We start from the raw sequence: 22,063 nt of genomic DNA on the forward strand, positions 1-22,063 counted from the left end.
TGGCGGAGGGAACTGGAGTCCGCAAAACGGCCCGGTTGACTGGGGTCTCCAGGGATACCGTTGGACGGATCCTCAATCGGGTCGGAGACCATGCCAAGGAGGTTCACGACCTGTTGGTCGGCGACCTGACAGTCCCAGAAGTTCAGATGGACGAGATAGAGAACCCCAGCCATGGCCGCCGGGTTGACGGGCCATTCCTGGAGCGTGGAAGGATTGCTGAGGTTCCAGATATTCAAAACTGGATGACTGTCAGGCCACCAAGGAAGATTCCTTGCAACAAACAATTCCTCCTGCATATCGTAATTCCGTTCAGGTCGTGGTCGTGGATGTTTCCACACACAAACCATGCAAATGAATGCAAGACAAGAAGCGCCAGCCCTGGAAACAGCCGTTCCGGTAAAAAATCGTCTTGTTTGGGAAGGAAACGCCAGCTCAATGGAAAATTGTCTCGACTCGACGGGAAACACGCCCGACCGGAAAGAGGATATGGGCATGAAGAGCGTATGGGCGTGTCTGGAAAAAGGCGGAACCGTTCTGACGGTCAACCGGCGTCTGGCGCGGCATTTGATGGACGATTTCGACCGGCTCCAGCTTGAGCAGGGGCGGTCCACCTGGCCGACACCGGATATTGTCCCCCTGAGTGGCTGGCTGGAACGGTGTTGGGATTCTCTGGTCGGTCTGCCCGATCTGCCCGATCTGGCGGCAGAGTCCGGCACCATGCCGCTCCTGTTGAATCCCGTCCAGGAACAAGCCCTCTGGGAACAGGTCATCCGGGCGGAGAGTGTCGGCAGTCCGTTTCTGGACGTGGCATCCGTGGCCGAAAAAGCCTTGCAGGCCTATGAACTGTGGCATGCCTGGTTGGACGCGAATGACCAGGTGGACCCGGCAAACCTGTTTCTGGATGTCGATGCCCAGGCGTTTCAGACCTGGATGGCCCGCTTTGAGGCGCGTTGTACGGAACAGGGTTGGATCGTGGCCGCCAGATTGCCCGCATGGCTCACCCACCAGGCAATCCATCTGGCCATGGGGTCGCATGTGCTTCTGGCCGGATTCGAGCGTCTCGCACCGGCCCTGGAACGCCTGTTCGATCAATTGTCCCGGCAGGGAACCATGATCTCCTGCTGGCAACCACCCGGGCAACAATCCCAGACCGTGCGCCTGGACTTTCCTGACCAGAATTCCGAAATCGAAACCGCCGCCCGCTGGGCACGGCATCATCTGGCCGCCAATCCGGAAGATCGTATCGGGGTGATCATTCCGGATTTGCAGCGCATGCGCGCACAGGTCGTCCGGATTTTCACCGACGTGTTGCATCCAGAGATGTTTGCCTTGACCGCCGCCCCTGAACGTCCGTTGTTCAATCTGTCCCTGGGTTCACCGTTGGCCGGATATCCGCTGATTCAGGACATGTTTCTGGTTCTCGACGGCTTGCGGGGAAGCTGGGCGCTGACCGATGCCGGTGCCCTGTTGCGGTCGCCATGCATCACCGGCGGGGAGAGCGAGCGCTGGCCCCGCGCCCTGCTCGACCAGCATCTGCGCGACAAGGGACGCCCCCGCCTCGCTGTCAAACAATGGCAACAAATGACCGGGGAGCCTGCCAGAGGCGATCATTGTCCGCTCTTGCGCCAGGTTTTGACCCGGGCCATGGCCATGCTGCCAACGCCCGACCGGCAAACCCCCAGCGCGTGGGTGGAGACATTTTCGAACTGGCTTGCAATCTGGGGCTGGCCCGGGGAGCGAACCCTGACCAGTCGCGAATTTCAAACCTGGGAAGCCGGGCGGACACTTCTGGCGACTTTTGCCACCCTGGATCGCATTGTGGGGCGCATCTCCCTCCCGACGGCCCTGCAACAGATTCGCAAACTGGCCCAGCGCCGGTTGTACCAACCGGAAACGCCCGATGCCCCCATTCAAATATTGGGCATCCTGGAAGCGACTGGTGAACCTTTTTCGGCCCTTTGGCTGTTGGGTCTGGCCGGGGAGGTCTGGCCGGCAGCCCCGGCTCCCAACCCGTTCCTGCCTCTGGCCTGGCAGCGGCAACGCGGGCTTCCCCGTGCGTCGGCACAAGGCGAACTCGAATTTGCCCGGCGTCTCACCGAGCGCCTGCTGGCCTCGGCCTCACGGGTGGTGGCGAGTCATGCCCGCATGCAGGAGGATCTGCCACAACGCCTGTCGCCTCTGATCGCCCATGTGCCGCCAGTTGACATCGGGTTTCTGGATCTGGGACCCGGTCAGCCATATTGGCGAAGCATCCAGGCCGCCGCAGAGTGGGAAACCTGCCCCGATCACCAGGGTACCCCCCTGCAATCCAACGTCCAGGTTGCCGGTGGTGCCAGGGTTCTCAAATCCCAGGCTGAATGTCCCTTTCAGGCCTATGCCGTCTACCGCCTCGGGGCCACTGCCCTGCCCGAAGTGGAACCCATGGTCGATGCCCGCACCCGCGGGACTCTCGTGCATCGGGTTTTGGAACTGTTCTGGCGGGAAACCCCGGATTTGAAAAATCTGGCCGGTCTGGATGATGCCAGCCTCGCCGAACGCATCCGCAAAGCCGTTGTGGCCTCCGTGCAACAGGAAGCCGAAAACAGACCCGAATGGTTTCCAGATGGCCTGCGCCGCCTGGAAGAAAACCGCCTGACCCGCCTCCTGACCACCTGGATCAAACTGGAACGTACCCGTACCAGATCCTTTCAGGTGGTGTTGCACGAAAAATCATTGCAACTCGATGTGGGGGGATTGCTTCTGGATTTGCGCCCGGATCGGGTGGACGCCCTGGCGGATGGTCGGCGCGTTGTCCTGGATTACAAGACCGGCGAACCCAAATTGAGCGATTGGCGGGTGCCGCGCCTGCGTGAGCCGCAACTTCCCCTCTATTGTCTCATCCAGGGGGAAAATGTGGCGGCCCTGGCCTTTGCCAAAGTCCGCCCGGAAAAACCCGCCTTCCTCGGCCTTGGTGCCGAACAAGACCTGCTTCCCATGCAAAACTCCATGGAAACAGCCCTGCGTTACCATCAGGTTGCCGGCTGGCCGGAGCTGCTCACGAGTTGGCGGGAGGATTTGACCAGAATGGCCGGGGAATTTCTGGCAGGGGTGGCTTGCGTCTCGCCCTTGCCGGGAGCCTGCGATTATTGCCAACTCACCCCCTTGTGTCGCATCCACGAAGCGGGTCTTCACTCCGATCCGGATGATCCCGAACCCACTTTTTTTGCGCCGCCAGGGTGATGCCGGTCTGAACTTCGATTCTTCATTCCGAACCGGATGATCCCGAACCCACTTTTTTTGCGCCGCCAGGGTGATGCCGGTCTGAACTTCGATTCTTCATTCTGAACCGGATGATCCCGAACTCACTTTTTTTTGCGCCGCCAGGGTGATGCTGGTTCGCACTTCAATCACATTGTCAAGCGTGGCCAACATGCGGGCGCAAAGTGCATCCCCCGTGGCGGTCAGATCGGCAGGAGGATGTGCCTTGTCGGTCAATTCCAGAACCAGATCCAGAATGATCCCAGTCATGGTGTAGTGGGGTGTCAGGTGAACCAGGCGGGAAAATATGCCGCTTTTCCGGATCTCCTGTTCCACCTGGCGGGTCAACTCCGACCGGTCGGTCAACGCTGGCAGGGATTCAACCTGGTCATCCACGGTGTCCACGTGGACCAGGACTTCGGTGACGGCGGCAACCCCTTCCAGGAGTTGCAGACGCACCTTTTCCGATATTTGATGACCCTCGGAAACCGAAAGAAACGGGCTGACCACGATATGCACATCAACCCGAATGTCTGGACCCATGCGTCTGGGAGAGAGAAAGTGGGCGGAATGAACTTCCGGGGTGGCCTCCACCAGGGACGAAATTTGTTTCTGGATCTGGTCGTCGATGGCCTGGGTGGAATCGGTCAGTTCATGCATGGCCTCTTTCAGCAGATCCCAACCGACCTTGGCCAGGATCATGGCCACAACGATAGCCGCAATGGGGTCCAGAATGGGATATCCCAGCATGGCCCCACCGATGCCCACCAAAGCCGCAATGGTTGACACCACATCCGAACGGTGATGCAGGGCGTTGGCAATGATGGCGCGGGCATCATATTTTTTTCCGATCCGCATGGTGTAGTGAAACAGACCCTCTTTGGCAATGATGGAGAGAATGGCCGCAATCAGGGCCACCAGGCCGGGAGGGGAGAGCGATGGCGAACCCAGGCGGGTGGCCGCGTCCCAGAATATTCCCACGGCCACCACCAACAGACCCACGGCGATAAACTGCGAGGCAAGAGTTTCGTAACGCCCATGACCGTAGGGATGGATCGAGTCCGCATCCCGTTTCGCAAAGTGCATTCCGACCAGCACCGCACCATCGGTGATCAGATCGGAAATGGAGTGAATGCCATCGGCCACCATGGCCGCCGAGTTGCCCAGAATTCCCGCCACTATTTTGCCCACCGAAAGCAGGACATCGATCCAGGTACCCAGCACGGTTACCCGATGGGCGGCAGCAAAGCGTTCCTGTTTGTGTTCTTCGGAGGTGGCCATGGGCAAGACTCCTTCAGGTGGCGGGTTGACAGTTTTTCATTCACGGGTCTCTTGAATTTCCAGACGGGTCCGACTTGATCATCCCTGAGCGTTTTGAATTTCCAGACGCGCCTGACTTTCCCGTTCTTCAATGGCCAGAGAAACATCTTCCCATTCCGCCATATGGGCATCCAAGGCGCGGGCCACGTCCCCTTCCCGGGTCAGGGCGGTTTTGAGCGCCTCTTTCTGGCTGGCATCATACAGACCGGGATCGGCCAAGCGTTCCTGGAGGGTACTCCGTTCCTGCTCCAAAGCGTGAATTTTCTGTTCGAGTGCCTGGGAACGTTGCCTGAGTTCGCGGGTTTCGCGATGCAGGCGGTTGCGAATGTCGGCAGCCAGACGGCGCGTATCTCGTTCCGAGCGTATCGGTGTGGTCTTTTCTCCGGTCACGACATCGGTCTGCTCCTGGGTTGCCAGGCTGCGGGTCGAGGTGATCTGGGTCAGGTATCCTTCCAGACCCTCTTCGAGGGGTCGCAGTGTTCCCTGACCCGCCACCAGATAGCGATCACAGACCCCCTCCAGCAAATCCCGGTCATGCGACACCAGAATCAAAGTGCCGGTATAGGCCTCCAAAGCCTCTTCCAGATTGGCCCGGGCATACATGTCGAGATGGTTGGTCGGCTCGTCCAACAGCAGAAAATTGCTGCCGGTCAAAAACAGCCGGGCCAGGGCCAGTCGGGCACGTTCGCCTCCGGAAAGCACGCTCACCCGGTTGAAAACCATCTCCCCGGTGAAAAGAAAGCCCCCCAACAGGGTACGGATGGCATTTTCCGGCATATCCCGGGCTGCAATGGCCCGTGCCGATTCCAGAATGGTCTGGTCGGGGTTCAGGGCATCCATGGCATGCTGGGCATAGTAGGCCGCCAGCACCCGATCTCCCAGTTTCAGGGTTCCGGAGTCGGGTTGCACCTGGCCGGCAATCAGCTTCAAAAAGGTGCTTTTGCCGTAACCATTGGCCCCCAACAATCCCACCTTGTCGCCCCGCCAGATCGATACATCCACCCCGGAAAAGATTTTTTTTTCGCCAAAGCTCTTATGCAGGGAATGAACGGACAACACTTCCCGGGCACAGGGGTTGGCTTCGGGAAGGCGGATGCGCGGGGCATTGACGGTCTCTTGCGGCACGGCAACCGGGGCGAGTTTTTCCAGGGCCTTGATGCGGCTTTGCACCTGTTTGGCCTTGGTGGCCTTGGCCCGAAAGCGATTGATGAACCGTTCCAGTTCGGCGGCACGCTGATCGCGTTTTTCTGCCTCTTTTTCCAGCAGGCGCAAACGGGTTGCTTTTTGTTCCAGATAGTCGTCAAAGGATCCCTGGTAACGGGTCAGACGTCCCCCGCCCATTTCCACCGTGACTTCCGTGACCCGGTTGAGAAAGGCCCGGTCATGGGAGACCACGATCAGGGTTCCCGGCAAACGTTTCAGGTAGGATTCCAGCCAGGTGACCGATTCCAGATCCAGATGGTTGGTCGGTTCGTCCAGGAGCATCAGATCGGGACGGGAAAACAGCAATTGTGCCAGGGCCACCCGCATGCGCCACCCCCCGGAGAAGGAGGTCAGGGGCTGTTCCAGATCGGTCCGGGAAAAACCCAGTCCCATGAGAATCGCCCCGGCCCGCGAGTGTGCCGAATAGGCATCGATTGTTTCCAGACGATGATCAATCTCGCCCAGTCGCCTGGAGATGGTTTCTTGTTGGGTGGAGGTGGTGGCTTGTTCGATTTCCTGGTGGCGGAGTTGGCGTTCCTGTTCCAGGGCGATCAATTCCTGATCGCCTTGCAGGGTTTCGGTCAGGATGGTTTGTGCCGATCCGGCCAGCTCCTGCCGCAAAATGCCAACCCGTGCCCTCGGCAACACCTCGACCCGCCCGGCATCGGTCTCTTCCTGGCCCAGGATGATGCGAAACAGCGTGGTTTTTCCCGCCCCATTGGGGCCGATCAATCCCACCTTTTCGCCGCCATGGATTGCCAAATCCGCCGCATCCAACAAGATGCGCGGGCCAAAACGTTTTCCGACTTTTTCCAGTCGCAGCATGAGAAGTCAATCAGTTTCCGTATGTTGCCAGGGTCGGAGCGGGGAAACCCGCCCGTTCAGTATGTGCAAGGACGGGCATTATCGTAAAATTTCCTTTTTTAATCAAGGGAATCGTTTGCCGGGCCTGCCGGGAGGCCAATTCTGGCCATGTTTTGTTGTTTTGGCAGGAAGAATGTCGTGCCATTGGGTCGGCAGATGTCAAGGGATTTTTATTGACCTGATATGGGAGAGCTTATATGATCCAATCCATGAAGCCCATCCATTTCATCGGTTCTTCCAGAAGCGATATCGCTTCTTTCCCGGATGCAGCGAGACGTGTGGCTGGCTCTGATTTGTGGCGCGTGCAGTGTGGACGGATGCCAAGTGATTGGAAGCCGATGCCTGCAGTTGGTGCCGGGGCGATGGAGATCCGCGTTCATCTGGGGGGCGCATGGCGTGTGATCTACGTCGCCAAATTTGAAGATGCTGTGTATGTGCTGCATGCTTTTCAGAAAAAGACCCAAAAGACCAGCCAGGATGATATTGCCGTGGCCGCCCGGCGTTACCGCAAGATTGGAGGATGACCCATGGAAGAACCTGTCGTGATCACCAAGTCGTGTGGGAATGTTTTTCTCGATCTCGGCTTTCCACCTGATGAGGCAAAAATTTTGGCGATGCGTGCGGATTTGATGGTACAACTGGGAAATATGATCGACACCAAGGGGTGGACCCAGGAGGAGGCCGCCGGAATCCTGGGCATCAGTCAATCCCGCGTATCCAATCTGGTGCGTGGCAGAGGGGGAAAATTCAGTCTGGATACCCTTGTGACACTCGCGTTGCGTGCCGGCATGGATGTCAATTTGAGTCTTGCAGCTTGATATCTGATCAGGTTGGCGGTGGTACCCCACTTATTTTCATGATTTTTGCGTCCACGCAACACTACGATGGACACCAAATTTTGGACAGACAATATGATAAGCTCTGAACTCTCCCCAATCAAAAGGAGTAGAGCATCTGCGGAGCGTTGTGATTAGTTCCATAACTCCATAATCAGATTTTCTTGAGAGGTTTTCCCTTGAATCCGTTAGACCAGTTAGAGTTTATGAAAGAAAGCCTCGTTTGGAGAGGGGTACCCATTTGATTAGCGAACATTGCTTGTCCGTGAAGCCCCGGAGACAGAGTTGATGAAGTAAAATGGGGACACCATTATGACCTGAAAGTGTTCCCCTAAACTTTATCGTTAGGCTTTATTTTATTCAAACGAAATTTTAATTTTTCCCATTCATTGTTATGAAATGAACGAATATGACCAACCTTGCCTGAGACGCTAATCCAGTCCTCCCTGTATTGATGTGTGTCTCCTTCATGTCTGTGCCTTTTTTCAAGGTTATAAACCAATAAACGTACATTGTTTCTTCGATTCCTGGGTACAGTTGGACGCTTTCTATTTATTCCTAAACCAGTCAAGTGCATACTTTTGATTTGTGTTTGTATTTCGTGTTTAGTTCTCTTAGGTTTATATCCTTTCAAACGCAGCATGCTATAGATTCGTGAAATAATGTAGCTCTTTTGGTTGTCATTTATAAATTGATTGCTTGAAATTGCGATGTCATCAATAAATCGGCTATATGAATAGCCGCGTTTTTCAAAATCTCTTACCAAATCAGGTTCATTATCCCAAAATACCAAATTAGCTAAATATCCGCTTGTTTTCCAACCCTGTGGAAGTTGGTTTTGATAAGTCGTTAATTTTGTAAGGATATCTGCAATTTTAGGGGAAAATTTGAAACATAACTTCCAAATATTAAAAACAATGTCAGAGCTTGAACTTGGAAAAAAATTTTCAATATCCTCTGCAATGAGAATTTTTTTTCCAGAATGAATTAAAGCATTATTGGTGCAATTCCTTGGTTTGAATGGATCAGCTATTCCTCCGAGTAAATAATAAGGATACACCACTTTTTTTAAAATACGGTTTTTTATTATTTCATGCAGATCTTTTAATGGCTTTTTTGCATCATGTGTGCGCCTTAACTCACCATTCTTTTTTTGTAAAATCTTTCCTGGCTTATAAAGATTATCAACAGACGATGTGATTCTGAACAGATCTTGTTCACTGACGGAAAGTAAAGATGCGAGAGAAGCTGGGTTCGAAAAAGATGGGATATTAATAATAGGAAAATTATTTGTTGACATGATGCATTAATGAGATAATGTTTTTCGTTAATGCGTCAATGTGCTTCGCATCAAGATCGCCGATTTCTTTTTTCTCGGATGCAAGAAACACCAACACACTCAAGGGAATCCCAAGAGAATTAGCAATGGCGGTGATTGATGTCAAACTTGGCTCGCGCTTATTTTTTTCCAACAGACACAGATGGGACACAGAAATGCCCGTAGAATTGGCAAGCTGTACCAGTGTCATCTTTCGAACATGACGGCACTGTCTTATTGTTCCTCCAATGTCCATGTCCAATACTCAAAAAAAGAGAGGTTCGTTGTGTTAGTTCGAGAACATCTTCATCAGAAGTCTGAGAACATCTTCAGCAGATTTACAATAGAAGGAAGTTTATCCATAACTTGCCCTAAAAAAGACAAGACTCTGGATTTTTTCTCATCATCGCTGTATTCTCTACTGCTTAAAATGGATTGGATCTTTTCAATTGCTTCATCCAATCGCTGTCTAACACCGGGTTCCGCCGCATCACGCATTTCCATTTTCAACGCTTGAAGCGTATCCAATAGATCCTTCAAAGGCTCGTTGGAACACATAAAAACCTCCTTGTGGTTTCTTTGGTGCTTGATCGCACCAGTCGCCACTACAATCGGCACCGAAAGAAACACGGCGGAACACCACGAACCTCTCATTTTCAGTCGCATATAATTGCTCTTGGAATCCTGTCACTTCGATTCTTCGGATCCATGATTCTACCGCATAGCAATTTCGACAGCGAACGAGATGCTTTCGCATCGACCTAATCCAGAAAGGATAAGGTCTATGTCAGGTACCGATCATCTGAGGTTGAGCCTCTCAAAAAGCGTGCTGAATGATTTCATTCAGTCTTGGTGAGGCAGTCTATACCATATTTTGACTTTCCGCAAATTTTTTTTCATTCAGCAAACAAATAATTCATAACACACTGATATTGTTCAGTATTAAATCAAGAAAAATTTGCTGCCTTTTTCAAACCACCGTCCCGACATCTCCAGCCACTGGCGAAATTTCCGGTCGGTGTGTTTTTGGATCTTCTGAATTCTCATTTCTGTTTTCAGCCGTGCTTACCGGCTATGGCGACGGTTGCACTATCCCCGATGATGAAATGCGAGAAAATTTGGATGATGTGGTGAGAGTCAAGTCGTAACGTATATTGGTGGTCAGCCCCTGTCATTTAACGAGACCAGACATACCGCGTCGCACTCAGGATTGCTTCCTTGCTAATCAGTGTATTGATTAGCGAACGTTGCCTGTCCATGAAGCTCACGCCAGGAACCAATGCGCAAGCCAACCGCAGGGCTGAGAATGCTGATTCTGGCATGTGCAGGGTCAGGTCCATGGTTGATCTCCTGTCGTGGAATTCATTGGGATTTGAATGATCCCTCGGCTATATACTGGCGACAAAGGAATGGAGTTGGGTTCTTGATACGACAGCGAAGTACATTTTGTTCAGGTCCTACAGATCACTCAGTATCGATGGGGGCACTTTGGGGTTCCCAGTTCGTTGGTGGGGCAACGCCTTCTTTTTCCATGAATTCCTGTTCCAATTTGATCAAATGATCGCGGCGTTTACGCAAGAACTCTTCGGGGCGATCATTGAGCAGATCATCATAAGCTTCGGGGGGAATACCGTGGCTGCGTAGAATGTCGTTACGTATTTCTTCAGGATGTGTCCACTGCAAATTTTTCAACCAATCTTTTGCCGGACATTTTTCTTCCATATTGATCCGGAACATACGGTTGGCAGGACTGGAACCCAAATCTTTAACAAGGATGGTGTGAATTTGCTCCAGAGCTTTGGCTCCATGAGTGTGCAATTGTATCCACAGGTTCGGAATTTCTTTTCCGTCCAAGTCCCGTGGATGTAAAGAAAGTAGGACGTAGAGAAAGCATCTTGTCCGAGAACTGCGCATATCAAATTTAGTGGGAAGCGGACGGGCTGGTTCACGCATGTTCATGCTGTCAAGAATAAACGGAATATTCGTTTGAGAAATTGAATTCCGGAACTCTTTGATGAGTGCCTCCATGCGAGAGGGGTTGGAAACCAATAATCCGGCAAAAGAGGAGACCCAGACCCAGCGGCGCAGGAACTTTTTCTGTTCATTGGATGGCTGTGGACATTTAAGGAAAAAGGCCATCAGAATAACCATTTGCATGGCGTAAGGGAGAAGCCTGTCTGTTTTGATTCCCATCTCGGCAAAGAAAGAGACCGACAGGGTTAAAGCCTTGTTTATTTCCTCAATAATCGAGGGAAATTGATTTTTCAATTCATCCCTCTTTTTTTCGAGCATGCGGGTCCAGTCGGTGCGGTATACATCTTCCCCAAGGGCGGCCAGACAGGCACGCAATATCACTGTGCGGCTGATATTGCCAAAATGCAGCCGATCAGCCAGATCAATCAAACTGTCAATAATTTTTGCAAGATTGAAAGATTCCCTTCCGGTGGAATTCTCTGTATAGGTCAAAGCGGTCACCATTTGGTCCGCAGTGATTGTTTGCCCCTTGGTATTCAAACGGGCAAAGATTTCCACTGCCTTGCTCAGACTGGTGTTCCTGATCCGGATGACGGGCATCTTGTAGGCCTGAAAGGAACGAGCCAGCGCTTCGGCTCGTGCCACATAGGTTGGTGCATCGTCACCTCCATCCCGGTTCATACGCTGACATTCGGCCAAGAAGCTTATCGTATCTATCAGGGACCGCATGGGTAAATGATAAGCTTCTGTGGGACGTCCTTTGCGCACATGTTCGAATTCATTGGTTTTTGCATTGTAGTTGATATTCCATCGTGCTGGATCGTCATCCTCTCGGACAATCTCTTCGGGTTTCGGCTTGCGCATTGTGCCAACCAGAGTTGACAAGCGTTGTTGTCCATCCAGCACGTGGGCAGTCATTCCCTGTATGGCAGGAGGGACATGTACGGGACCCACCCATTCCATGCTGCTCAATTGAGTGTCCGTCTCCCAGACCAGGAGGCTTCCTATCGGGAATTGTCGGTGGATGCTGTCGAGCAGGTCCAGCATTTGATCCCGACGCCAAACGAAACTGCGTTGAAAATTGGGAATGCGAATCTTGCCGGCTTCAACGTCACGCACCAGTTCGAAAATGAACACAATCTCAGGTCTTATTTCGGGTATTTGTCGTGGGTCATCCTGCGACATGGCTCAAATCTCCCGGACAATCATGTTCACGAATTCCGTCAGTTCGCCCTGCCCATCCCGTTTCAGAAGACCGGTCGCGGACAGATTTTTTTCATATGTTTCCAGAAGTTGAATCAAATGTGATCCAAAACCAATTTGCAGGGTTTCCTTGTCGGCAGGTGCGACAGAGGCATATAATTCTGCCTCTTTCTTGTTTTTATCACCCTGTCTTTCCGGTTTGGCTGAAAATCCTCTTTTTATCGGGAAGTAATCCCTTTGTTCTGGCGATAAACGCAAAAGAGCAGTTACCTCTTTTGGTTTGCCATTCCAGGCCTGAAAAATTTCATCCGGAATATAATTTTCTATAGAACGTTTTTTCAGCAACATGTATGGAACATCATATTTCTTGCAAACTTTTTCCACCCGACGCGCATTGTCTGAACAGTCGCCAGGAAACTTGCCATCACTGTCCGTAAACACCACGATCCTGAACGGGTGTCTGGAGTTGCGGGCGTTCTGCACGTATTCTTCAACAATTTTCACCAGTTCGCCATTACCACCACCGGCATCGAATCTGAGAGCATGGGGTACGTTGTGGCGAAATTCAGCCAGTTCAGGTGGTCCCAGGATAGCCAGAACAGTGTTTCCAAAAAGTGTATCGGATTTCCGATTTTCTACCAGGATTGTCAGAGGCTGTCCCAGGTAGGTTGCCGCACGATCAGGGGGCAAGACAAGGTCCTTGGATGTAACTTCTTGATATGTGACATGAACACGTTTGGTGTGGAGGGATGTTGCCGGGTGGGGGTAGACCGCCTGATTGGCTGATTTTTCAAACAAATCATGTAAATATTGCCGACCACGTTGAAACCATGTGCTTTTCTCAATGGATTCAGGGTCTTCCACATCCCAGACATGAGCATTGGAGTCAATCTGGTGAATCATGTGATCCAGATGTTTCCAATTTGTCTCGTCATCAAGAATATCAGCCTGGAGTATGACTCGCATGCAACCTATTCTTTATTGGAGGAGAGTGCAGCCCGTCGCATATGACGAACTTCTTGGTATCCTTCAGAAAAAACCCCCTCGGGCCACCAATCCACTGCGCCATTTTGCTTGATTTCGATGGGACGCACGCGGCTGGAACCATCAGCAGTATCTTCTATCCAGTAAAGGGCCACCAAGCTGGGATTTTCTCCTTCGGCAATGCGGCGGCGGATGCGAAGCAATAAATTTTCCGAGTGGGTTTCCACAATAACCTGGCCATGTCCAGTCTTGGCCGTATTCAAAAACAAATCACCCAAAGGGGCATGAGCGGCGGCATGCAGATGCAACTCCGGCTCCTCAATCAGATTCAAAAACGGTTTTTGATCCTCCCTTTGGTTGGCCAATTGTTGAACGACGATAGGGAGCAGGGATTGCATGCCCTGGCCGCCATCAGCCAGATTGACTGTCGTATTCCCGCGCATCAGGACTGGAAATACGACATCGAAAGAACGTTCCAAACCAAAACGCCACCCTTCCATGTTCTGTTGGTACCACGCACCCACGGCAGTCAACAGGGTACCATCCTGTGCCACCCGATTCACGGCTCCTGTCCCGAAATAATCCAGTGATGTGGTTCCCCCTTTTTCATTGTTGTAAACCCAATTGATGCCGGCTCGTTGGGGTCCAAGATGTTCCAACCGTTCTTCAAAAAGAGCGATTTCATTCCGCCATTCATCGATCAAGGAGCGGTGCTGATGGGCTGGTCCGCCAGATTTTAAATCGGGAAACAGGCCTCGAAAGGGAATTTTGCCGATACCCTGATAGGTTGCCACTTCACTGGCAACGGGTTCCCACGTCCAATCCAGATCGACATCCAGACCTTGCAAATGAAAACGCGAGACCACCGGAAAATTGGCTGGTTGGCGAGAGTTGTCATGAATGTTTTGGACTTCGGCTTGAATATTCAACTGTTTTCCAGCTTGTTCCAAGGCCATGGAAAACCCGGTACTGCCGTGCAAATCACCACCATGGATCAACCCATGGAAGTGTCGGCCAAAGGCGAGACCCTCTACACTGAGCGGAAAACCCCGGCTATGGCGGGAAGAGAGCGTCCGCAAGAGCAAACGCGACAAGTGCAGAAGAGCGGATTTGCCGCTGTTGTTTTTGCCAAAAAACAGGGTCAAGGGACGGAGTTCAACCGTGACCTGCTCCTTGAACGCCTTGTATCGGGCGCAGCCATAAGAAAGAATTTTCATGGTGGCATCCGCACGGCATGGGTTCTGTCAGGTGGTACAATCTCCGCAGGTGGCACAACCTTCAGAAGAGTTCGATATCGTCGCCACCGTCGCCGTCGGCTGAGGCTTGGCCGTCGAGTTCCGATGCGTGGATCAAGCGTTCGGAGTTCATGGTGTAGAGTTTGGCCAGGTCGTCGAACTCTGCGGCCAGGGTGTGCAGGTCGCCATCCAGATATTTGGCATGATCGGCACCGACATCGCGCATCAGTTTGCGCAGGCCGGCCAGGACGTTGTCGATTGTATCGTTGATTTCCCGGTGAAAATCCATTTCGGCCATGAGCAGCATGACCTGGGCGGAGGTGGCCCGGGCATCCACGAGGGCTTCATGGAACAGGCGGATCAGGTCGTTGTTGGAGGTATCCATCTGTTGGGTGGTGAGGGGAATGCGGCGCAGGAGGGTGTTGGTACGCATGAGGCGTGGGGTGGTGTTTTCGGAATAGCCGAGGCTGATTTTTTGGATTCTGTCCACGGCTTTGTTCAATTCGTCACCCAGGGTCGGACTCTCTTCGACGATGCTTTTGCCCAGTCCACGCACACTGGCGACCAGTGAGTCCAGGCGATTGTTCCCCCCGGTTTTCATGGAGGCACAGATGCTTTCCAGGCGATTGGAGGTCATGAGCAGCATGTCCATGGCGCGTCTGGCCTGGAAGATGCCGCTGTCGGCCTTGGAGAGGGTTTTGAGGACTTCGTTGGAGAGGGTGTCGTCAAAAATGCCGAGGCGTTGCGAACCGGACATCAGGTAGGTGATATCGGTGGCGTGCTGGTGGAAGCGCCGGGTAAAGGTACGGGCGCTGGCCAGGTCAAGGACCTGTTCTTCGGCGATTGCGCCGATTTTGGCGAGGAGTTCCTGCATGGTCTTGATGGCACCGACCAGATCTTTGCAGGTATCTTCCAGTTGCCGGATCGTGATGCGCACGGCGATCAGAAACCACTGCATGGCTTTTTGCCCGGCCTGGGTATCCTCCGTGGTGAGGGCGGTGAGCAGTTTTTCCTTGGCCTGCCGCAGGCCTTCCAGGGCATGGTGGGTTCTTTGGGAGGCAATATCGTCGAATTGCATGGCCTGGACCATTTCGAAGACCACAGTGCTGACCCGTTCGGAACGCGCTTCCATTCCCTTGCAGATGGCGACAATCCTGGTCACTTCTTTGGCCATGTTCTGGATGGTCTCTTCGGCGCTTTTTTGGAGGTTTTCCAGGGAGCCTTTGGAAATTTCCATGTCGCTGCCGAGGCGTTTCATCAGGTGTTCCAGGACATCCCGGGTTTCCTGACTGGAGGAGACGATTTCATTGATCAGGGGGCTGGTTTGTTCCATCAGGTTGTCGATCATGGAACCGAGGGTGTGACGTTCCATGCGTTCGCTGCCCTGGGATTTGATTTGATCGACCACCCGGGGGAGAAAGGATTTCTGCTCGATCTGCAAACCCCAATCGGTGATTTTTTCCAGTCGTTTGATCAGGGGGGATTTTTGTGCGATGACTCGATCGAGGACCACGAACAGTTTATCGACTTCGTCATGGATTTGTTCCATGTCCTTGCGCAGGGGAGTCAGGCCCATGTCGCCGCTGGAGTCGATGCGTTCCTTGATCAGGACGGCCCGGCTGGCACTGGCGGCAAAGCTGCCGGAAAAGTGGCCCATATGGTCGGCGATGTTCATGAACCCGTTTTTGCTGGTTTCAGGAACTTTTTCCAGCGTAGCCATCAATCGATCCAATTTGGCGGTTGAATTGGTTGCGCCTTTGACATCTTCCACGTTGAACCCCTTTCTCGCTCGTCTGGAGGAAGGCAGGTTGCAGAGGAATCTGCCGGCCTTCCCAAAATGACCCTTATCTGGTAAAGTACCATGTGGGTCACCAAATTGATACGGCTGAACACGGCTTGACAATAAAATATCAGGGTTGGATTTGCCTTTGCCGTGGGATGTGGTTTATTTTGGTGGGTGATTCTGAAGGTGCGGGGATACCTTGCAATCCGGGATGCGGGTATCTTTACCTGGAGTGGGAAAAACGGTGGTTCTGACGGTGCGGGGATGCCTTGCAGAGTGGAATGCGGGTGTCTTTCCGGAGTGGAGAAAACGATCAGGGAGGAGGTTGCCAGCGATGACGGAGGACATAGGCGGAATATCCAGCGAACACCTTTTGCAGACCGTGGAAAAGCTGGAGCGTCTGGAAGAGGAAAAGGGGGCCATTGCCGAGCAGATTCGCGAGGCCTATGCCGAGGCCAAGGGGGTTGGCTTCGATACCAAGGTATTGCGACAGATCATTCGCATGCGCAAGATGGACCAAAGGGAGATTGACGAGCAGGAGGCCCTGCTTGACCTTTATAAACAAGCCCTGGGCATGCGGTAACGCCTGCCCGATTGACCACTCGAACCGTGATTGGACGCTGACCTGCCTGCCACCTCAACACGCTCACGCCTGAATTTTTTTGTCAGTGTTCCTGCTGGTTTGGAAGCTCTTTTGGCAGAGGAGCTGCGCCAATTGGGGATTACGCGCCTGCGTCCGGGCCAGAGCGGGGTCTCTTTCACGGGATCCCTGGAAAAGGCGATGCGGGTTTGTCTCTGGTCGCGGGTGGCCAGTCGGGTCCTGCTTCCCTTGCACCGGGTTGCCGCCGCCACGCCGGAAGAGCTGTATGCCGGAGTCCTGGACATTCCCTGGGAAGAGCATATGTCTGCCCAGGGGACGCTGGGCGTGGAGTTCAAGGGAGTCAACGAGACCATCCGCCATACCCGGTTTGGGGCGCAGAAGGTCAAGGATGCCATCGTGGATCGGCTGCGTAACAAAAAAGGCCAGCGGCCTTCCGTGGCGCATGCCAATCCGGATCTCCTGGTCCATGTCCGGCTGCGCGAAGGAGAGGCGCGGATCGGTCTGGACCTGGCCGGAGGGGCGTTGCATCGGCGCGGCTATCGGACCGATCCCACGGCAGCCCCGGTGCGGGAAAATCTGGCCGCCGCCATCCTGATGCTGTGCAACTGGCCGGAGTTGGCCCGGCAGGGCATGGGGCTGTTCGATCCTCTGTGTGGTTCCGGGACTTTTCTGATCGAGGGTGCCTGGATGGCGGGGGGTGTTGCCCCGGGCCTGTTGCGTCCGGCGTCCGGGGGACGGGGTTGGTCGGGGTGGGAGGAACCTTTGTGGCAACGCCTGGTGCAGGAGGCCGAGGAACGCCGCCAAGCCGGCCAAAAACTCCTGCCGCCTCTGTTGGGCAGCGATCTGTCGCCGCAGGCCCTGCGGGCCACGCGCCGCAATGCCGATCAGGCGGGCGTTGCCGCTGCCATCCGCTTGCGCCAGGAACCGGTTGCGCACCTGGTTCCCGATTTTCAATCCGGTCTGCTGGTGACCAATCCTCCCTATGGCCAGAGGCTGGGAGAGAGCCAATCCTGGGTCCCTCTCTATCAGGACCTGGGAGAACTGTTGCGTTCCCGGTGTCGTGACTGGCCGGCGGGAGTGCTGGCCATGGACAACACCCTGCCCAGGGCGCTGGGTCTGGAGCCGGAAACCAGGCACCCCCTGCGCAACGGACCGCTCCTGTGCAACTTGCTCGTTTTTTCTGCAACCCGGTCAATGGCTGCGGCATCTGGCCATGCGGAACCTTTACCAGCCACGTTTTCCAAACATGCCGATGCGCTGGCGTTCGGGGATTCTGGTCATGCAAAACCGCTGGCGGGCACTGTCAAGGGTTTTACCAGGCCTTTGCTGGCCGCCGGAGAACCGGTCTCCCCCGGACAGGAAATGTTTGCCAACCGCTTGCGCAAAAATCTGCGGACCCTGGGCAAGTGGGCACGCCGGGAAGGGATCCATTGCTACCGGGTCTATGCGGCGGATATGCCCGAATATGCCCTGGCCGTGGACCTCTACGATGGGTATGTCCATGTCCAGGAGTATCATCCCCCGGCCTCGGTGGATCCTGATCAAGCCGCAAAACGTCTGCATGAAGCCCTGTCTGCCATTCCCGGGGTTCTGGGGCTTTCCCCGGACCGCATCTCATTCAAGGTGCGGCGCCGCCAGAAGGGCGATGACCAGTATCAAAAACGGGAAACTTCCGGAACCCGTATCCCGGTTCGGGAGGGGCGTTGCCGATTTTTGATCAACCTGAGTGACTATCTGGATGTGGGTCTCTTTCTGGATCACCGGCAGATCCGGGCCATGCTCGGGGAGCTGGCCAGGGGACGCCATTTTTTGAATCTGTTCGGCTATACGGGAACGGCCACCGTCCATGCCGCAGCCGGCGGCGCACTCTCCACCACAACGGTGGACATGTCGGCCCCTTATCTCCAGTGGGCCAGGGCCAATCTGGATTTGAATGGTCTTGCGGATTCCCGGCATCGGTTCATCGAGGCCGATTGCCTGGAATGGATCGACCAGCAACGGGAACAATATGATCTGATTTTTTTGGACCCTCCGACCTTTTCCAACTCGAAACGCATGATGGGGGTATTCGAGGTGCAACGGGATCATGTGGATCTGATCATCCAGAGCGCCCGTTTGCTCGCCCCTGGAGGGGTCATGATATTTTCCAATAATTTCAAGAAATTCAAACCCAATTGGACCGCACTGCCGCCCCACCTGGAAGTGACCGATCTGACCGCCGCAACCATTCCTCTGGATTTTCATCGCCAGCCTGACATTCACCATTGCTGGAAAATTGAACTGCGCAAATCCTGACCAGGGCAATCGCACTTGAAATCCGGCCATTGATCAGACAGGTTTTTCACGCTGTGGAATGTTGTGCAACCTCGATCTGTCCTGAGAGTGCAAGCATCCTGCCTGCCATTTGCGGGCGGGACGCCCGCGCTCCCAGGCAAACCCAGGAGTCACAATCGCCCTCTGAAAGGGATTTGGAATTCAAATGCGATTGCCCTGCAATCCCGATGAGAACGCCTTTTTTCGGGGAAGCAATTCAGGATATGATGAATCCTGTGGCCGTTTCTGATACCGTCGCCCGGTCCGGGTGTGACAGGATGAATGCCGGTGCCTGCCCTGCCCGGAGTGCATCGATTCTGGTCATGTCACCCCAGGCCTGAATCAGGCAGATACATTCCGGTACACCCCGTGTCCGGATTTAAACAAGGCATTTTGGAGGCTTCATCCGTGGCTGAAAAAAGAAAATTCCGACTGGTTACCCGCAGCGATTTCGATGGTCTGGTGTGTGCCGTCATTCTCAAGGAACTGGACATGATCGAGGAGATCAAATTTGTCCATCCAAAAGACATGCAAGACGGCAAGATTGAAATCACCAACAACGATATCACGACCAATCTTCCCTACGTGGATGGGGTGCATCTGGCCTTTGACCACCATGCCAGCGAAACCATCCGGCGGGGCGATAAAAAACCGGAAAATCACATCATCGATCAACACGCTCCCTCCGCAGCCAGGGTGGTTTACAAATACTATGGCGGCTACGATGCCATGCCCGATGTTTCGACAGACATGATGGCCGCCGTGGATAAAGGGGATGCCGCTCTGTTCAGCCGGGAAGAAATTCTCCATCCCACCGATTGGGTCCTGATGAACTTTCTCATGGATGCCCGGACCGGTCTGGGACGGTTTCGCGAGTTTCGCATCTCCAACTATCAGTTGATGATGCAACTGATCGACAATTGCCGCACCATGACCATTCAGGAAATTTTGCAATTGCCCGATATCAAGGAACGGGTGGATCTTTATTTCCAGCATGAAGAAAAATTCAAGGCCCAGTTGCGTGCCTGTTCCACGGTCCACAAAAATCTTGTGGTTCTCGACTTGCGCCACCAGGAGACCATTTTTGCCGGCAACCGCTTCATGATCTATGCCCTGTATCCCGAAACCAACATATCCATTCACATTTTATGGGGTGTCAAAAAACAAAACACGGTTTTCGCCATCGGCAAATCCATCATCAATCGGAGTTCCAACACCAATGTCGGAGAGTTGGCTCTCCAATATGGTGGTGGCGGGCATCGTAACGCCGGAACCTGCCAGGTCGAGAATGACCAGTCCGAAAAGGCCTTGCAAGAGTTGATCGACCGGATTACTCAGGACGGCTGACATTTTGGCGTGAAAATTGCTTGTCTGTTCCCTGCCCCGGTTCCCACTGTGGGAGGCGGAGGATACATGCGCGGGGATGGTCATCGTGAAAAACGGTTTGCTCGGAAAATCACTGCTTGGCTTGGCTCTGTTGTTGGCTCTGCCCCAGTCGGCTGCGGCGTTTTCGCTCGGTGAAATCCAGATCAAAAGCCATCTTGGTGAGCGATTTTCTGCACGAATTCCGCTGACCTTGTATCCCGAGGAACCTTTTGAAGAGACGGATGTTGTCTTGGGAGAGGTTGCGGACTATCGGCGCATCCATCTGTTCCGTTCCAGCGTGGTGGGCAATGTGCGGGTCCGAATCCAGAAGGATTCCCTGGGAGCGGCGGTTGTTCTGGAAAGCGAGGTACCCATCCAGGAACCCTACTTCAATATACTGGTCAAGGCCTCGCGGGGCAGTGGATCCCTCGTGCGCAACTATCCGATCCTGCTTGCCTTGCCGCATGCCTCTGTCTCGAAGACGCCCATGCAACCAGCCATGCGGGAGCCGTCCCTGTCGGAGACGGAAAGTCGCACGCAGGTCAGGTTGCCCCAGGTTCCCGAACAGCGCGAATCTTCAGCGCGAGACACTCGGACGCGGGAATATCTGCCCCGGGAGAGCGCCTACGGTCCAGTTCCCAAAGAACAAACCCTGGCTGATGTTGCCAGAATTGTCGGTGAAGGGTCCGGTTTGACCCTGAGCCAGGTGATGGTGGGATTGTGGCAGGCCAACCGGGACCAATTTTCCCGGGACAACATGCAGGGGTTGATCGGTGGGGTCGTCCTGCGTCTTCCTGCCGTGGCCGACATGAGTCGGACCAGCCCGTCGGAAGCCTGGCGAATCGTTCAAAATCACAAAATCAGTTGGAAATCCCCGTCATCCGGACCCAAAAAATCCAAACAAACCAGAGTCGATCTCCCTGCTGATCCGGTCACTCCTGCGGCAACGGGTGGAAAGGGGACCAAAAAATCCAAACAAACCAGGACAGAGACTCCTGTCGCTTCGCCTGTAACAGAGGAAAACAAGGCCGAAACGACTGGAAAAAAACAGGAGTCTGCCCCTGCTGCCATGCGCCCTGCCGTTGAACTCACTCCTTCGGATAAGGGAATCCCGGCAAACCAACACGCCGAGGCAGTTCAGGAGGAACTCGAAAAGGCCAGACAACAGATCCGGGACCAGGAAAAACAGCGGAAAATATTGGAATCACAAGTTGTGGTTTTGAGAAATCAAACCCAATCCCTGACGAGTCGTCTTCGAGAGCAGGCGCTCTCTGTGGAGAGTCTGGCCCATTGGGTCCGGGATGCTGGACTGGGTGGTGTGGCCATTGCCATGGTGGGGTATCTTGGTTGGCGGGCACGCCAGCGGCGCAATAAGCGTGAAGATGCCGAAAGTATTTTGGAAATTGTTGTTCCGGAAGAAAAGAAGGTTGCCTCGCAACATGCCGGGACAGAGGCCGACAAAGGCCGCCGCGAGCCGGTTCTGGAGACATCTCCGACCGCAACAGCAGTACAAACGCTTGCAACTGCATCCATGGCCGCCCTGGTCGTGGATTCGGAAAAGAGTCTCGATTCCGTGGCGTCCCGTTTGACGCCGGAGGGGCGGGAAGCCTTGGCAGCCCTGCATCGCATGGGAAGCCAGGAAGACAGGCACGTTCAAGAGGGGGGGGGGAGCGACATGTCTTCAGGGAAAATACAAACCCTCGAAGGCGAACAAGCTCTGAAAGAAACACAGATCCAGAAAAATATTCAAACCCGGGAAGAGATCCAGGCGCGGGAAGAGATCCAGGCGCGGGAAGAGATCCAGGCGCGGGAAGAGATCCAGGCGCG

Annotated in this window: 16 protein-coding genes; 7 read left to right on the forward strand and 9 right to left on the reverse strand. The window is 54.0% G+C overall.

Going from position 1 to position 22,063, the window contains the following annotated elements; all coding sequences use genetic code 11:
* Nucleotides 1-492: 492 nt before the first annotated feature.
* Nucleotides 493-3,219 carry a PD-(D/E)XK nuclease family protein gene (locus HQL65_04165; GenBank protein ID MBF0135411.1) on the forward strand — a complete coding sequence of 909 codons (2,727 nt, stop codon included), beginning with the start codon at nucleotides 493-495 and terminating at the stop codon, nucleotides 3,217-3,219.
* 96 nt (nucleotides 3,220-3,315) lie between these two features.
* Here the strand turns inward: HQL65_04165 and HQL65_04170 are convergent, their stop codons facing one another.
* Nucleotides 3,316-4,518, reverse strand: coding sequence for a cation transporter (locus HQL65_04170; protein MBF0135412.1), 1,203 nt, complete (start codon nucleotides 4,516-4,518; stop codon nucleotides 3,316-3,318).
* Between the two features lie 78 nt (nucleotides 4,519-4,596).
* Entirely contained in the window at nucleotides 4,597-6,585 is a 1,989-nt protein-coding gene (locus HQL65_04175; protein ID MBF0135413.1) for an ABC-F family ATP-binding cassette domain-containing protein, read from the reverse strand.
* A gap of 248 nt (nucleotides 6,586-6,833) precedes the next feature.
* Between HQL65_04175 and HQL65_04180 the strand changes: the two genes are divergently transcribed.
* Together HQL65_04180 and HQL65_04185 are read left to right on the forward strand one after the other, a co-directional pair.
* On the forward strand, nucleotides 6,834-7,148 hold the full coding sequence (locus HQL65_04180) for a type II toxin-antitoxin system RelE/ParE family toxin (protein MBF0135414.1): 315 nt from the start codon (nucleotides 6,834-6,836) through the stop codon (nucleotides 7,146-7,148).
* Nucleotides 7,149-7,151: 3 nt separating this feature from the next.
* Entirely contained in the window at nucleotides 7,152-7,442 is a 291-nt protein-coding gene (locus tag HQL65_04185; GenBank protein MBF0135415.1) for an XRE family transcriptional regulator, read from the forward strand.
* A gap of 349 nt (nucleotides 7,443-7,791) precedes the next feature.
* Here HQL65_04185 and HQL65_04190 read toward each other — a convergent pair whose 3' ends face one another.
* The 7 genes from HQL65_04190 to HQL65_04220 all read right to left on the reverse strand — a co-directional run bounded on the left by HQL65_04190 (nucleotide 7,792) and on the right by HQL65_04220 (nucleotide 15,945).
* The gene (locus tag HQL65_04190) at nucleotides 7,792-8,760 is read right to left on the reverse strand and encodes an RNA-directed DNA polymerase (GenBank protein MBF0135416.1); all 969 of its coding nucleotides are present in this window, start codon (nucleotides 8,758-8,760) and stop codon (nucleotides 7,792-7,794) included.
* Nucleotides 8,747-9,034 (reverse strand): helix-turn-helix transcriptional regulator, encoded by a 288-nt coding sequence (locus HQL65_04195; protein ID MBF0135417.1) that lies wholly within the window; start codon nucleotides 9,032-9,034, stop codon nucleotides 8,747-8,749. The genes HQL65_04190 and HQL65_04195 overlap by 14 nt, the downstream gene beginning before the upstream one ends.
* A 53-nt stretch (nucleotides 9,035-9,087) precedes the next feature.
* Nucleotides 9,088-9,444, reverse strand: coding sequence for a hypothetical protein (locus HQL65_04200; GenBank protein ID MBF0135418.1), 357 nt, complete (start codon nucleotides 9,442-9,444; stop codon nucleotides 9,088-9,090).
* A 798-nt stretch (nucleotides 9,445-10,242) separates the two neighbouring features.
* Entirely contained in the window at nucleotides 10,243-11,937 is a 1,695-nt protein-coding gene (locus HQL65_04205; protein MBF0135419.1) for a DUF262 domain-containing protein, read from the reverse strand.
* A gap of 3 nt (nucleotides 11,938-11,940) precedes the next feature.
* Complete coding sequence (locus tag HQL65_04210) at nucleotides 11,941-12,921, reverse strand: hypothetical protein (GenBank protein MBF0135420.1); 981 nt, start codon at nucleotides 12,919-12,921, stop codon at nucleotides 11,941-11,943.
* Nucleotides 12,922-12,926: 5 nt separating this feature from the next.
* Nucleotides 12,927-14,156, reverse strand: coding sequence for an AAA family ATPase (locus HQL65_04215; GenBank protein MBF0135421.1), 1,230 nt, complete (start codon nucleotides 14,154-14,156; stop codon nucleotides 12,927-12,929).
* Nucleotides 14,157-14,217: 61 nt separating this feature from the next.
* Entirely contained in the window at nucleotides 14,218-15,945 is a 1,728-nt protein-coding gene (locus tag HQL65_04220) for a hypothetical protein (GenBank protein MBF0135422.1), read from the reverse strand.
* A gap of 346 nt (nucleotides 15,946-16,291) precedes the next feature.
* Here HQL65_04220 and HQL65_04225 point away from each other — a divergent pair, with 346 nt between their 5' ends.
* The 4 genes from HQL65_04225 to HQL65_04240 form a co-directional block, all read left to right on the forward strand.
* Nucleotides 16,292-16,540, forward strand: coding sequence for a DUF2312 domain-containing protein (locus HQL65_04225; protein ID MBF0135423.1), 249 nt, complete (start codon nucleotides 16,292-16,294; stop codon nucleotides 16,538-16,540).
* A gap of 69 nt (nucleotides 16,541-16,609) precedes the next feature.
* Nucleotides 16,610-18,853, forward strand: a complete 2,244-nt coding sequence (gene rlmKL, locus HQL65_04230; protein MBF0135424.1) for a bifunctional 23S rRNA (guanine(2069)-N(7))-methyltransferase RlmK/23S rRNA (guanine(2445)-N(2))-methyltransferase RlmL — start codon at nucleotides 16,610-16,612, stop codon at nucleotides 18,851-18,853.
* Nucleotides 18,854-19,279: 426 nt separating this feature from the next.
* Nucleotides 19,280-20,218, forward strand: coding sequence for an exopolyphosphatase (locus HQL65_04235; protein MBF0135425.1), 939 nt, complete (start codon nucleotides 19,280-19,282; stop codon nucleotides 20,216-20,218).
* A 76-nt stretch (nucleotides 20,219-20,294) separates the two neighbouring features.
* Nucleotides 20,295-22,063: hypothetical protein (locus tag HQL65_04240; protein ID MBF0135426.1), on the forward strand; the 1,769-nt coding region annotated here is incomplete at its 3' end.

This window comes from Magnetococcales bacterium, assembly GCA_015228935.1.
Taxonomy (GTDB): Bacteria; Pseudomonadota; Magnetococcia; order Magnetococcales; family DC0425bin3; genus HA3dbin3.